A 14,051-nucleotide genomic window follows, 5' to 3' on the forward strand; every position below is an offset into this window, starting at 1 on the left:
ATCCCGATGGTTGTACCAGCGACCATCGCTACGAAGTGTCGTGGCGCTTCGTTCAGCCCCTGATGTTGATATCAAATGCCCACATGCGCTGCGTCGTCCGCAGAGTTCCGACTCTGCGGGACTACAGTGCGAGATCATCAGTATGCGGACAAAGAGCCGGTTCCGCCGCCGCCGGCAGAGGTGGTCGTCAAATCAAGCGTGTCCGCCCGACAGTCGGAGGGAGCCGCGGCCGAGTTTCGGTAACGGCCGCAGAGAGTGCCCGAGTGCTGCAGTCGGCGAGGTGCAAGCCAGGGAAATCAGTTGCTGCGAAGCCTGAGCACCGCCCATCGTTGAGACGCGGGCGGCTTGCGCCGCCCGCCGGAAGTGATCACGCAGCGGCGGTTGCCGCCTCGGCGTTGTCGTTCTTCGCGCGCCGCGTCCAGGTCTTCCGGGTAGGCGCTGCCGACTTCGCCTTCTCGGCCGGTGCTTCGCTGTCCGCATCTGCCGCCTCGGGCTCAATGTCGATAGGCATCTCAGGCTCCGTCGCGGGCTGAGCGATGGTTGCCTTGCCCTTCGCGGGCTTGCGCTTCGCTTGCGCCTCCCGAACGGCTTCGACAGTTTCCAAGGCGTGCCGCTTCAGCTTCTTCGGCACGCCGCCGTCGAGTGCCCACAGAAGCTGGGGCACCACCTCGTCCACGAGCCAGGGAACAAGCTCCGTCACGCCCGGCCACTTGTCCTTGCCGCCGAGCTGGTAGACCAGATTGTGGAACCTGCGCCACGCATCCGACGCGCACTCCTTGTGCCCGACGCTCACGCCATAGGAGGCAAGGAAGCTCTCCGTGCTGAGACCGCAGAGGAGTTCCTTCATCTGGCGATTGGCAAGACGGGCGAGGATCTCGATCTCTCCAGCGAGCTTGCCCTTTTCGACGCGCTTTTTGTCGGTGGCTGGCTCAAGCGCCGTCACCACGGCTTCCAAAATGGTGAGCAGTGCGCCGGTGACGACGTCCGCCTGGGAGCGAGCGTGTTTCGTCGCGTGGTCGCGCAGCGCCTTGACGCCGCCGGGATCGCCATCGTCCTCGGCGGCGGGTTCGCCGGTCTGCAAGAGCACTTTCACCTCGTCGACTTTGAGCGGGTTGCCCGCCTCGAAGGAAGCGACGACAGTCTCCACGGTTTCTGCCGGCGCGCTGGCGATATTGTAGAGCACCGTGGGCGGAACGGCCGCCTCGATCACCCGCTTGCAGTAAGCGCTGAGATTGCGCAGGACCGCGCGGTAGTTCCGCTCGTGCCGGGGGCAGATCTCGCATTCGTCTTCGATGAAGCGGGCGAACAGCCGCGTCCTGCTGCCGTCCGCGTCATTGCCCTCGCCGAGGATCAGCCTTTCGGCTTCCTCGATCGTCTCGGCCCGCTCGAACACCTCCTTCGTGTTCGCCCGGCCCATGGAGCGGTTCTTCTCTTTCAGCTCACGCAAACGCTTGGCCTCCTTGGAGGAGAAGAGGCCGTATTCGAACTTGGCATCCATTTAGAGATACTCCAATAAAAGTGAAAGATTTTGTTTGGTCGCATTCTAATTTTTCGCGGCTCATATTCTAGGGGTTGACCCCATGGGGCTGTGTGAGCTTGTCCGAGATAGTCATTGACGCTCTGTGAGATAAATATTCGTGCAGTTTAATTTTAATTTTCCACATGGCATCCGCGTCGACGCACGCCTGCGGGCGCGGAGGAACTGGGCCCCGAGACTTTCGATTCAGAACCCCGGGACATTTGTTTAGTCGGGCCCCGAGATTTTTGATTCAGAACTCTGCGCATTTGTTGCGAAACCACGGAGTAATGGGGGGAATCGATCACGCGCCAAGAAAGTTGACGGCTGGTCCAGGCGCTCACGCGCAGGGGCGAGGGCGCCCGAGCAGGGAGCGGGGAAACGAGCATAAGGAACGGGGAGGCGGGGCCGTCAGCTACAAGGTGACGAACGGCGCGAGGAGGGGCGCCAGCAGATGCGCTTCGTAAGGAGGAGTACCCGGAGCACGCCCCCGGTGAGGGACTGACACGCTGCCGGTTAAGTCAGGCGATAGGGCCAGCCCACCCTGCCAGAGCTCCTCGGCACCTCCGGGACGAGGCGCCTGCCCAGCCGGTGAACGGCTCTGCGGTCCGGGGCTCGCCGGAGCAGGGATTCGCCACGCAGCAATCGCCTCGCCGCAAGGTGACCGTAACGTGCCCGTAAATTATCATGCTTTACCAGCAAGTTGTGAAACGAAAGTCTTAGGGAAGCGGAACAAATGCGCAGAGAAGCGTAACAAATAGTTGGAATCTTCGAATCAAAGATGCGGAGATTCTGAATCTTTTGCCTCGGGATCGTGAAACGCATGTCCGCAAGTCATCCTGAGTTGCAGGCACGTTATCCGGCTTCCGCGGCGGATTTTGGGAACCCTCAGCCGGTGGGCGGAGCGCCTGATCCTGGCGCCCCTCACTGCACTTCCTCTTCCGCCTTCCATCTGTCACGCGCCATGAGGAGCCGCTCTACCATCCGCCGCAGGACGCGGACGGAGCCGCCGGGCCATGCGGCGCGGAGCGCCTCCAGCTCTTCGCCGTCGAAGGGGATCGCCCAGCGCCGGTCCAGTCCGCGCTCGACGATGATCTCCGCCATCAGCCGATTGGCGAGAGGAATGAGGTGCTCAGGTCCCGGCTTCGGGAAGCGGAACACCCGGAAACGATCACGGAGCGGGCCCGGGAGACTTCGGAGTTAGTTCGCGGTGGCGATCCACACGACATGAGACAGGTCGACGGGCGCCTGGATATATGGGTCGTACCAGTGCGCTCCCGACAGCGGCTCGAGCATCGGCAATAAGGCATCGAGGGCGTTCCCGTTATGACAACCGGTGCCCACTTTCTCGATCTCGTCGAGAATGATGCCGGGCGAGGCGTGCCGGAAACGCCGGATGAGGCTGACCGGGAGGGAAGGCTCCGCCGACATCCAGCGCCTTGCCGTTCCGCCGAGCGCAGCGTCGCCGACACCGCCGCAGGAGTACGTCTCGTGTGGGAGGGAAAGGGCATCGCAGAGCCGCTCGGCAAAGCGGCTCTTGCCTGCGCCGGGCTCGCCGACCAGAAGGATCGGCCGGAGGCGGACAATGTCCAAGGGCACCAGCTCCGACGGGATCGCGGAAATAATTTCCGCGGCATGCGGAAACTCGTCCGCGAGAGCTTTTGAGACGGTTGCCAGATCCGGTCGTCGGGCAAGTCGCAGCCGCTTGTTCAGGAGCCTGGCGAACTCCCTTCCGACGCGTTGCGACGTTTCCATGTTGCCGACCGTCCGGAACACGACGAGCCCGGCTCTCCCGGCCGGAGGTCGCCAGCTCCGGCGTTGCCGGTGCCGGGTGGCGATGAAATGCCGACCCTGTCCGGTTCGTAGAGCTGCTTGAAATAGGTCTCGACGCGCCGAAAAAGGCGCCGCTCGCGTTCGTTGAGAATGCGCTCCAGGAGATCGAGGCCGAGATCGGTCGCGTCGGCCCGGAAACTCGATCGTGGTCGGGAAGGCTGCCGGGCAAGCCGGTCGGCCGAAAGAGGCTCGTAGCGCCCAGCATGGAGCAGCCAGCCGACCGCCGCAATCGCGTAGTCCAGCGCCTGATCCTGCGGCGTTTTTCGGTCATGCGCGCGAGATCGCCTCTCCGGCAATGCGCCATGGCGTGTGCCGGTCGCCCACACATGCCAGGTAATAGTCGAGCCGCATCGCTGCTTCCGCCTTGTCGATGCGCTTCAGCTTCCCGGCCCTGCGGAAGGCTTCGGAAGCTTCCTTGAGATCGTAGAGGCTCGCGGAGACGGTCAGGATGATCAGATGCTCGCGCAGCGCCTGATGATCACGGCGGTCGTCTTCCGGGATGAGTGTGTAAACGCGCTCCGCCCAGGTTTGGACGTCGGCGGGAAGGTCGTTGCCGAAGAAGGCCATGCCTAGGATCAGCTCTGCAAGGTCGAGAAGATGACGCCTCTCCGTGGTGGCCTTTTCGCGCCGGAATCACCTTCGCTCTCGCCGCTCCCGTCCTTCCGGATCCGGGTCGGGCCAGACCGGGGAAGCCGGGTCGTCATCATCGTCATCGCGACCGGGACGGTTGGCGAAGTCGGCAAGCGCGCTTTTCTTCCCTTTCTTGTCGTCGCTCATGAGCCGGTCTCCGCCTCGTCGGCGGGCAGGCCGAGGCAGTAGTACCGGGAGAGCGTCCTCACGAATCCATGTCCGGGTGCAGCGACCCAGACGGCGGAAGTCAGGACTTCGCGCGTGCCGGGAAGCGGATGGCCGAAGACATGGCCGATGAGCGCCGTGCCGGGGATCGTGACGAGCGACCACCGGTCGATCAGCGGCGCGTTAATGAGGTCCTGCGGCGTCGGAATCCGGCCTGCATGCAGGGCACGGAGGTCTGCAACGAGACCCTCGGCGCGTTCCAGATCGCGGCCAAGCGGCGTGGTGAAGCCCTGCGGTTCGAGGATATACATGGCAATGTCTTTCGGAAGAGGAGACGAGCTGTTCCTGCCGGACCGGGACAGCCGGTCCGGTTCTGTTCTCGTGCTGTGGAGTGTTGGGGAGTTCTAAGACGCGACCCGATCTACTCAACGACTTCGAGAGACCGCCAGGCATGGATCGGGCGCCAGACATTGCTTGGCACATGCGATCCGGCGAGCACCCTGGCGGCGATCGACTTTGACCAGAACGCCACTGCGGAATTGAGCCGCTGCCGGTCCGTCACTCCCGGAATCGGCGTCATCACGCCGCGCTTCTCCAGAATCGCGCGGCGGGTCCGGACGCTGCTCTCCTCGTTGCCGTTTTCGCCCAGAACGCGGACCTCCGAGCCGGGCAGCACGATGAAAAGACCGTCGCACTCAAGCCCCCGGCCGAAGAGATCGGCGTAGGCGAGCTCCATCATCGGGCGCTTCGCCTGTTCGGGCGAGACCAGGGCGGGATCGGCAGCCTCCGCATCCACGATGCCGAGCGCAGGGTGGCGCAGTGAGGGCTCAAGCAAAGGGCACCCAAGGTCCCACAAGAGGGGACGTTCCTGATCCAGGAGCGGCTCCGCAATGGCCGCGAAGACGGGCGGAAGCTCTGCTGCCTCCGGCGGCGCGCCGACGAGTTTTGCCCGGCCGGAAGCGGCGATGAGGCCGCATATTTTGCCTGCCGGTGCCGAGCCAGATCCTTGGAGTTCAGGCCGCTCTTCGAGGTGACGACGAAGACCATTTCGGCGAAAGCTTTCTGCTTATCGTGCTTGTGCCGGTCCAGGCGTCTCATGAGGTCGCCCGTCTCGCCGACATAGGCGAGCGTCTCCCCGTCCTTGCGACCGACGAGGATGTAGGTCACCGCTTCGCCGGACCTGACACCAAATTCGCGCAACGCTTCGAAGTGCCGGAAGGGCACGGCAAAGGCGCGGGCCGTGCCGACCACGGTCTCTGCGGAGCGTGCCGAGAGCGGGCCGGACATGGCGTCCAGCCTGCGGATCACGCTGAGACTGCCGAGGTCGGCAGCACAGAGCGACAGCGGCGCCAGATCTTCGGCGCTGAGGTTGAGAACCCCGCCTGCCGGATCGTACCCGGATTCGGGCATCCCCTTGGCGTCGGTGCTGGTGGGAGCGCCGACCGGCTGGACATCGGAAATGGCGGTCGCGGCCGGTGCGGCATCAGTCGTTGCCGCCTCCTCGGCGATCCCGTTGCTCGTTGCGGCTTCGGCGGACGGGGGATGGTGTCCGCAGCGGATCACTCAGAACACGCGCAGCCGCCGCCGTTCCCGGCCGCAGAGGTGGTCGGGTGGAGGGCTTCTGCAATGTCCGAGGAATCTGCCGGGCGTCAGCCGTCTGCTGGCCGCTCTCGTCCGATCGTCAGATCAAAGGGGAAGCTGCGTCAGGCGCGCAGGTGGGTGCGGCCCGGCGACGCCGAGGAAGCCGCGCCGGGAGCCGTCGAGGGCATTCCGTGCAAGCGGACACGTGACAAGGGGATTTCGAGAAAAGCCCATCTCGGGCTAAGAAGGCTGTCAGCCATTGCAAGCACCTCAACTGCTTGTGTGGTCAGGCCGCCGGTCGCTGTTGGCGCAGCGCCGGGGCCGCTCATTCCGCTCCCGTCTATCGAGAGCAAAAGGAATGTAGCAGCTCCGATTTTGTACGTGAGCTCAGTACGTTAGTACGTGGTTAACGGCCAGCGATCGACAAGTCGTCGGCCGGAGAATTGCTGCCGAGGACCCCCTATCGATGCGCCGCTATGCGGCGTCTTCTTCGATTCGAGCAAAAACGAAGGGATTGTCACCCCACTGGATGGGAGACCCTTGGCCGACCCGATCAAGGAGCGCGCGGCGGCTCGGATTTCCTCTGCGGAGGGATGATAGCAGGATTTCTTCGTCATTCAGTTCGCGGCATACCAACCGCTGAAGAACGGCCAGCATCTCCTTTTCCGTCGTCTGTGACGGCATTTCGCCGATGAGTGACTGTGTCTGTCCGTCCGAGCGATAAACCCTCCAAACGTTTTTCATTGGCCGCCTCTCGTCGATCTAAAGGGCAACGAACACGCAATGATAGATCGGCCTTCTGTCTTTTGACCATGCAGCGTAGTGACCCCACACGCCCCATTCTGTTGACCGAATGTACCCGTTTGTGTGCCCACTTGTGTCCCCAGTCACGAAAAAATTCCGCATCTAGGTCAAATACTTGAGTATGTTTTGGGAGAGGTTCGCTTCCTCTCCGCCATACCTAAGTCATTCATAAAATTTCAGAATTGCACGGTTTCGGGTGTCGGCGTCTGCCAAAGTGCCCGGAGCGAACGAGGCATGGCGTCTGGTGGCAGGCCGTGAGGGGCACGGACGGGCGGTCCGAGATTCGCGTGCCGCGTGGTCTGGAGCTGCTTCTATGCGCCCATCCGAATTCCGACCGGCCCTGCGACAACACGCGAGGGTTATGTCGTGAACTCGGCTGGCAATGGGGTCGCCCCATCCGCTTGGACCGGGAAATCGGTCCGACATGTTGCCTCGCAGATCTTGGCGGGGCAATCCACCCGATCGTAAGCCGCCGTCTCCGGCCCGCTTATCGGTCAATGACCTTCGAGGCGTGTATGCCACGCGGTCCAGAAGAGGCTGGCGAAAAACCTCTTAGGGATAGAAAACCCGGCCTCGCCGAGAAGCGCGGCGACGGCCTCCTCGGATTCCGGGGGGACGGCCCCCGCTTTGATGCGCGCCAGCTTGACCTCGACGTCCTCCTCGGAGGCACCGTGAAGGCGCCAGCGGTTTGCCCAGGCGGCCTGAAGCAGCGGTTCACTGTCATAGGCCCTGCAGTTTCCGGCAAGGACGAGCGACCCGCCAGCAACGAGCCTGCCGGCAATGTCAGCCAACAGCCGTGCCTTGTCTCCGCTTTCAGGGATATGGTGCAACACGCCGATCATGAGCGCGGCATCGTATTGAGGTTCGCGCGGGAGGGCGGAAACCTCCTCGCGAACGAAAGCGACGCGATCTCCGATTCCCGCAGCGTCGACCTGCGATTGCGCCAGTGCGAGCATCGGCTCCGACGGATCGACCGCAACAAAACGCCAGTCCGGTTCAAGCCGGGCGGCGGTGATGATCTCACCGGCCGTGCCGCCTGCTCCCACAACGAGCACGCGTCGCTCCTTACGCCCGCTCAAGGCGGCCGACAGGATGCAGGCGCAGAGCTCGTGGCAGGCGTCGTAGCCGGCAAGCGCGATCCGCGCCTGTTCCCCATATTCGCGAGCCCGATCCGGATCGAACTTGGCGTGGGATGAGGATGTCATCGGTCGAGCCTCTTCATTTCGGGCGAGCGTCTGTGTCGCGCGCACCGGGATAGGCGTCGACCGGGAAAAGGTGAAGACAAAATTCAGGATCGACAGCCCTCGGGACACTGGCTGTCTGCGTGAGCGCGTGCATGCGGAGACTGCGACGGCAAAGCTCCGCTGCACGTACGCGGCTGACGCCGAGGGGCTCGTGCGTCAGGGGTCGACCTGCGACCCACCTGTGCCGAGGCGTTGCGCATGTTGCAACGCCTTATCGAGTCGTGTCCGCGATGAGGCGGAGAGCCTGTCGACGCCGATGGTGCGTGCGAGGGCGAGCGCCGGATCGACTTCTGCGAACACCGCAGGAGCCGCGAGGATGAGATCGGCGAGCTCTGCGAGAGAGATTTCCGGAACTGCGCGGCGGTGTTCCGGCCCGGCGGGGGCTCGGTAGGGCACACGTTGCGAAATCTCTGTCTTCCACAGGAAGGGCACGTCGTCCTCTTCGGTCCTCATCTGGGTCTTCAGATGCTTCGCGATCTGCTCCCGGATCCGTCTTCCGGTCCGCAGCCAGCCATGCGCGCGCGCAATGCGCTGCATCAGAATGTCCTCGCGCACCGGAGCTTCGGCCTCCAGAACCGCGTCGACCATCGCCTGAAGCTCATCGCGGTAGTCGAAATCGAAGAATCTGTTCGGATCGGCATCGAAGACTGAGAGATCTCCGACGTGGAAAAGGGGCTCACCCGTCTCTCGTACCGCGTCAGGCCCTGCAAAGAGGCTCTCTTGTGGCGTGGCCCCGCCGGCGAAGCGGTCGGCATCGTCGCTGGCGGCGTCCGAAAGGTCAGTGGGCTGCTCCTCCGTCACCACGGATATCGCACTCGCCACAAGCGGCTCGCGCATCGCGCCCTCCGTCTCGGCCATCTCCCAATGCGCCGTCTCTGAAGGTTCCGGGATGGGGGCGGGTTGCCGCGCGAGGAGCTCTTCCAGGGCGTCATGCAGTCTGGAGGCCGCTTCGGTGCGATCGAACCACCAGTCGGTCGACCAGACACGAATGATCTCCCAGCCGAGCCCACGCAAAACCTGTTCGCGCACCTTGTCGCGGTCGCGGGCCGTGGCGGAGCGGTGATAGGTGGCGCCATCGCATTCGATGCCGGCGAGATAGGCGCCGGGGCGCTCCGGATGCTTCACCGCGATGTCGACCCGGAAACCGGAGACGCCGACCTGAGGCACGATATGCCAGCCGCGGTCACGCAGCTCATCGGCGATCTCCTGTTCGAAGGGCGATTCGAGTTCGCCCTGAGACCCGGTCTCCACCGCGGGCAAAGCCACGGCGCCTCTTTGCGCATAATCCAGGAACGCCTTGAGGTGGTGGACGCCTGCGGCCTTGGTGCGGCTGAGATCGATCTGGTCGGCGGTGATCCCGGCGAAAACGAGGAGCTCCTGGCGTGCCCGTGTGACGGCGACGTTCAGCCGCCGCTCGCCGCCGTCGCGGTTGATGGCGCCGAAATCGACGCTGAGCTTGCCCGCGGCGTCCTTGCAGAAGGTGATGGAGAACAAGATCACGTCGCGCTCGTCGCCCTGGACGTTTTCCAGGTTCTTCACGAACACCGGTTCGACGCGGTCGTCTGCGAAGAACCATTCGATTTCGTCGTCTGCGCGCCGCTCGTCGTCGAGAAAATCCAGGATGAGTGCCTGCTGCTGGCTGTTGAAGGTGATCACGCCAATGGTCGGCCGCTCGCTCTCCGGCAGTCTCAGCCAGTCTTTGAGACGTGTGGCGACCTCTCTCGCGATCGCCCGGGCTTCCTTCTCGTTCGTGCGGCTCTTGCCGCGGTCGTAGACGGCGTCGGGCACGTGCCGGAACGACACGGCCCTGTCCTCGGTGACGGGAGACGGGAAGGTGATGAGACGGTTCTGGTAATAATTCCAGTTGGAGAAGGCGATCAGGGATTCGTGCCGGCTGCGATAATGCCAGCGCAGATCGTGAATGGGCAGACCGCAGGCTCTCGCTTCGTCGAGGATGCTCTCCAGATCTTTTTCATACTCTTCGAGATCCGCATCATCGGCCTCGTTGCGGCCGAAAAAGTTGGTCGGAGGAAGTTGTTTTGGATCACCGACGATGATCGTCTGGCGTCCTCTCGCGACCGCGCCGACGGCATCCCAGGTCGTGATCTGCGAGGCCTCGTCGAAAATGACGACATCGAAGAGGGCCTGGTCCGGCGGCAGATATTGCGCGATCGACAAGGGGGACATGAGGACACACGGGGCGAGCCTTCCGAAGCTCTCGGGCATTTTGCCGATCATTTCGCGAATGGAACGGCTTGGGCGCTTCAGCTCCAATTGATGCCGGAGATGTCCGAGCTCGGATTTCCGCGGGACCGTGTGCGCCGCTGGCAGATCGTGCTCGACGGCTCTGACGACGCGCGTGGAGGCGGCCTTGCGCACGAGATCGTCCAGCTCGCGGAAATCGTCGATCGCATGCTCGTGCTGAAAGCGCCGGAAACTGCGCAGCGTGGCATCGTCGTCGATGGCGAGCGGCAACCACCACCTTGCATAGGCGAGGCGGAAGATGTCCCGCGTGTCATGGGGCTCGATCAGGCTTTTTCCGAGATCCTCGACGAATGGCTGAAGGCCGTGGGCAATGGCCCGGTTCCGCACGCTGCACCACGAGGACCAGTTGCGCAGGAGGGGACGGCTCTCCTCGATCTCGCGCATCGCCTTCGAGATGGAAGCGAGGCTTGGCGTTGCTTCGAGGTCAGTCGGTCTCTGGCCTGCCGCCGCGCCAAATTCCGCTTCCGCCGAGAGAAAGGCCGCGTGTCGTTCCAGAAAGCGCGCTGCGGCTCTGATCAGCGTGTCGCCTTCGCGCCGCCCGTAGATGATGGGCGCGACGCTCTCGACGACGGTTTTCATCTCGCCCACAGTTCTGAGAAGCCCGAGGAAGGCGCCGCGCAGCTGCCGGGCTGCCTCGAGATGCGCTCGCAGCTTTGACGTGTCCGTGTCGAGCCCGGCGAAATGGCTTCGTTCGACGACAAGTGGGCTTTGAGCGATCGCTGCAGCGGAGTGTTGCATCCGCCGGATCAGCGGCAGATCGTTCTCCGGGTCCACTTTGCCGGAGCGTGCGTAAGTCTGCAGGAGCTTGCGGCATTTGCGCCGCCGCAGCCATGAGAGCGGCCAGTTCGAAGCCTTGGCCTGCCGCCAGTCTTGTTCGATCGTATCGACCGGAATCCGGCCAAGTTCCTCGCGCTCGAAGATCGCTGAAAGCGCGCCCGCATCGGAGACATAACTCTGCAGAGCGCGCTCCAACTCGTCCATCGCGGCTTGGATCCGCTCGAATTCGCGGTCGAGAGCGATGGCGTAATCACCTTCGGCGCTTTTGCCGATGTGGCGCGCAAACTCCGCATAACTCTTCAGCGACGTCCGATCCGCATCCTCGACGGCATCGAGGCCGAGCTCGTGCCGGAGCCGACCGAGAGCTTCCAGAAGATCGTCCGTCGCATCCCGGCAGATGCGAGAGGCCGCCAGCATTTTGTCTTCCCATGCGGACGACCATTCCTCGATGTCGAGGAAGGCGAGCGAAGGCCGGTATTCCACTTCCGCGAATGTGCGGCCGAGTTCCGCCGCCAGATCTTCGAGCTCGAGCAGGCTCTCGCGATCATGCGCATCCTTCGAGGGCCAATGGAGAGCCGGCGCGTAGCGCGTTTTGCCGCGCAGTGTGCGACCCATCGCGAGGTAGGGCGTGAGCCCGTTCGCCGCCTGACGGTGGAGCGCGTCGACATAGGCATTGAGCTCATCGCGGCGGATCCGGAGACGATCGTTGAGCTCGATCCATTTTGAGGCAGCCCCTGCCTTGCCGCTTTCCCAGGCGTCGCGCAATTGGCTGAGAAAGTGCCGCCGGTCGGCATTGCTGGAGTGCAGCTCCAGACACCGATGCGCGAGCCCGTGCTCGCGCAGGCGCCGGTAGACAACGTCGAGAGCCGCCGTCTTCTCCGCCACGAAGAGCACGGTCTTCTTCTTTGCCAGGCAGTTCGCGATCATGTTGGCGATGGTCTGGCTCTTGCCGGTTCCCGGCGGCCCGACGAGGACGAAATCCTTGCCTTCGGCCGCGGCAATGCTTGCAACCAATTGAGAGGAATCGGCGGGAAGCGGGGTCACGATGTCGGCCGGGGCGAAGACGCGATCGACGTCGCGTTCCGGATGGAAGGCCGTGCCGTCGCCGGAGAACGGCTGCTCCGGCGTATCGATGAGATGCCGGACGACCCGATTTTGGCGAAGCGAATCGGTCCGTTCCACGAGGTCCTTCCACATCAGGAACTTGGCGAAGGAGAAGGTGGCCAGCGCCGTCTCGTCGACGACCTCGAAGCCCGGCACGTCGCGCACGGCCCTGCGCATGAGCTCCAGAACGAAGGGCACGTCGATACCGCTCTCGTCGGTCGGAAGCTCGCCCTGGAGCGACGGAATTTTGAGATCGAAATCCCGCTCCAGAAACTGCAGGAGCGTGGCGTTGAACCGGACATCGTCCTCATGGTGGAGCAGGCGGAACTGCGAGGAGGCGCTGCGCCGTTCGAGCTTGATCGGAATAAGGAGGAGTGGGGCGCGATAGGTCCGCTCGTCCTCGGGTTTTTTCTTCCAGCGAAGGAAGCCGACGGCCATATAGAGCGTATTCGCGCCGCCTTCCGCGAGGTCGCTTTTGGCCTGCCGGTAGAGCGTTGTCAGCCGTGCTTCCAAAGACTGGGGTTCGAGCGGAGACGCGATTTCGTCGCGGTTCAGGGCGTCGAGAGCGAACTCGCGTTGGATGTCTTTGCCACGGACCTCGCGGTAGAGCTCGGCATCCCGCTCGCCGAGCGGGTTCTGTTCGGGCAGCGAGATGATGCGGATCGCCTTTCCGTCGGCGAGCCGATCTTCCAGGAAGGCTGGGTCTGGGCAGAGAAATGCGACGGTCGATTTCGATCCGACGAAATTCAGAAGCCGGTTGCGCAGCGAAAGGTCGAGGAGTTTGCGCTGCCAGCGGTCGATGCGGCCGGCCGGCGTGGCGGGCGTCTCTTCCACTTTATCGGGCATGGCATCGAAGTCGGGCACCGGGGGCAGCGGGACCTCGCCGGCCGGCTCCTCTGTCGCGGCGTCTTTCGCGGTCAACCGCTCATGCGAAGCGAGCGGTGTGACACCGCTGCTGCGGGAGCGGGCAACGTCGACGGCCGCGACGAACGACAGCTCGTGTTCTTCGCCGAGACGCTCTCCAGCCGATAGACACGCCTGATTGAACATCATCGGTGGGCGATGAGTAACGCCCGTCGTCTCGAAGACCAGGAGCTCGCGTGCTGCGATCGCCTTTCTGATCTCGCTGGCGTCGTTTTCGACCGTGTGCGGCAGCGTTCGTGGCCGCAGCCAGACGCCCGTCGTCGCATGGTCGGCAAAGAGCACGATGATCGGATGAAGGCCCGCCGCCTCGAGGGCTGCCGCGAAGAGGAGGCTCGTGTCGAGACAGGTGGCGAGACCTTCGGCGAGCACGGTGCTCGGACGACGGACCTTTTGGCCCCGCCGTTCGAAACTCGCCGGCGGCAGGGCGTAATGGAGGCCAAGGCCGGTCACCGCCGAATAGATGGCGGCGGCCAGCATATAGGCCCGCTTCGGATCGCCGCTCTGGTAGCCGTCCATGCCGGAATCGTGGCCGTGACGCGCAAGGCTCTCCGCTGCCGCGCGCAGCACCTTCGAAATCGCGCCGTCGTTCGGCATGACGAAAGCCGGAAGGATCTGGGCCATGTCTGCGACGCCGCCCCATTCGTCGCGGGCGAGCAGCCGCACGGGAAAAATGCGCTCCGCGAGCGTCTCGTCGCCTCGTGTCAGCCGGAGGGTGATGTCGCCGCGCTCGGCTTCGTTCAACCCGGCAAGATAATCGGCATCGAGGTCCACCCGACGTTCAAGGATGGTGAGTTCGTCTTGTCCGGCGATCCGGTCGATCTTCCAGGTCTTTCGCCGAACGAAGGGCGGCGAGGCCGACAGCGACAACTCGGCGTTTTCGATCGGCTCTGGCGCGCGGTTCACCAGTCGCAGAGATCGGAGAACCGGGACCGAGTTTTGATAAGAGGCGTATGTGAAGCTTGGCGAGATGTCGGCCGAGACGACGATTTCCGTGCTCCCCGTATCGCTCAGGGGAGCACCTTCAACAGCGGACGTCCGCTCCATTCTCTCACTCCGCCGCCTGGATCTTTATTCTAAGAAATACTTGAGAGAGCAATAGATCAGATAATCTGCCGGTGCGAAAGAAGCCGCCGGGACGCACGTTGCACATGGGCAAACATCATCCTTCGAAGGAATGCAGACACATTCTTCGCCGGAACCGTCAGGCG

General features: G+C 63.6%; 12 protein-coding genes. All 12 read right to left on the reverse strand.

What is annotated here, in order from left to right; genetic code table 11:
• Window positions 1–367: 367 nt before the first annotated feature.
• The 12 genes from L0F51_RS00485 to L0F51_RS00540 all read right to left on the reverse strand — a co-directional run bounded on the left by L0F51_RS00485 (window position 368) and on the right by L0F51_RS00540 (window position 13,887).
• Entirely contained in the window at window positions 368–1,498 is a 1,131-nt protein-coding gene (locus L0F51_RS00485; protein ID WP_234627456.1) for a hypothetical protein, read from the reverse strand.
• 942 nt (window positions 1,499–2,440) lie between these two features.
• A complete protein-coding gene (locus L0F51_RS00490) occupies window positions 2,441–2,677 on the reverse strand; it encodes a hypothetical protein (protein ID WP_234627457.1) in 237 nt (78 codons plus the stop codon).
• A 39-nt stretch (window positions 2,678–2,716) separates the two neighbouring features.
• The gene (locus L0F51_RS00495; protein WP_234627458.1) at window positions 2,717–3,109 is read right to left on the reverse strand and encodes an AAA family ATPase; all 393 of its coding nucleotides are present in this window, start codon (window positions 3,107–3,109) and stop codon (window positions 2,717–2,719) included.
• Between the two features lie 116 nt (window positions 3,110–3,225).
• Complete coding sequence (locus L0F51_RS00500) at window positions 3,226–3,645, reverse strand: hypothetical protein (protein WP_234627459.1); 420 nt, start codon at window positions 3,643–3,645, stop codon at window positions 3,226–3,228.
• The gene (locus L0F51_RS00505) at window positions 3,617–3,916 is read right to left on the reverse strand and encodes a hypothetical protein (protein WP_234627460.1); all 300 of its coding nucleotides are present in this window, start codon (window positions 3,914–3,916) and stop codon (window positions 3,617–3,619) included. The genes L0F51_RS00500 and L0F51_RS00505 overlap by 29 nt, the downstream gene beginning before the upstream one ends.
• A gap of 66 nt (window positions 3,917–3,982) precedes the next feature.
• Window positions 3,983–4,126 (reverse strand): hypothetical protein, encoded by a 144-nt coding sequence (locus L0F51_RS00510; protein WP_234627461.1) that lies wholly within the window; start codon window positions 4,124–4,126, stop codon window positions 3,983–3,985.
• Window positions 4,123–4,455 carry a DUF6634 family protein gene (locus L0F51_RS00515; protein WP_234627462.1) on the reverse strand — a complete coding sequence of 111 codons (333 nt, stop codon included), beginning with the start codon at window positions 4,453–4,455 and terminating at the stop codon, window positions 4,123–4,125. The genes L0F51_RS00510 and L0F51_RS00515 overlap by 4 nt, the downstream gene beginning before the upstream one ends.
• A gap of 110 nt (window positions 4,456–4,565) precedes the next feature.
• Window positions 4,566–4,883, reverse strand: a complete 318-nt coding sequence (locus tag L0F51_RS00520; protein WP_234627463.1) for a hypothetical protein — start codon at window positions 4,881–4,883, stop codon at window positions 4,566–4,568.
• On the reverse strand, window positions 4,880–5,707 hold the full coding sequence (locus tag L0F51_RS00525) for a hypothetical protein (RefSeq protein ID WP_234627464.1): 828 nt from the start codon (window positions 5,705–5,707) through the stop codon (window positions 4,880–4,882). Before L0F51_RS00525 ends, L0F51_RS00520 begins: the two co-directional genes overlap by 4 nt.
• 492 nt (window positions 5,708–6,199) lie before the next feature.
• Complete coding sequence (locus L0F51_RS00530) at window positions 6,200–6,469, reverse strand: hypothetical protein (protein WP_234627465.1); 270 nt, start codon at window positions 6,467–6,469, stop codon at window positions 6,200–6,202.
• Between the two features lie 554 nt (window positions 6,470–7,023).
• A complete protein-coding gene (locus L0F51_RS00535) occupies window positions 7,024–7,734 on the reverse strand; it encodes a cyclopropane-fatty-acyl-phospholipid synthase family protein (protein WP_234627466.1) in 711 nt (236 codons plus the stop codon).
• Window positions 7,735–7,929: 195 nt separating this feature from the next.
• A complete protein-coding gene (locus L0F51_RS00540; protein ID WP_234627467.1) occupies window positions 7,930–13,887 on the reverse strand; it encodes a DUF3320 domain-containing protein in 5,958 nt (1,985 codons plus the stop codon).
• Between the last annotated feature and the right edge of the window lie 164 nt (window positions 13,888–14,051).

Source organism: Afifella sp. H1R, from assembly GCF_021462425.1.
Classification (GTDB): domain Bacteria; phylum Pseudomonadota; class Alphaproteobacteria; order Rhizobiales; family Afifellaceae; genus Afifella; species Afifella aestuarii.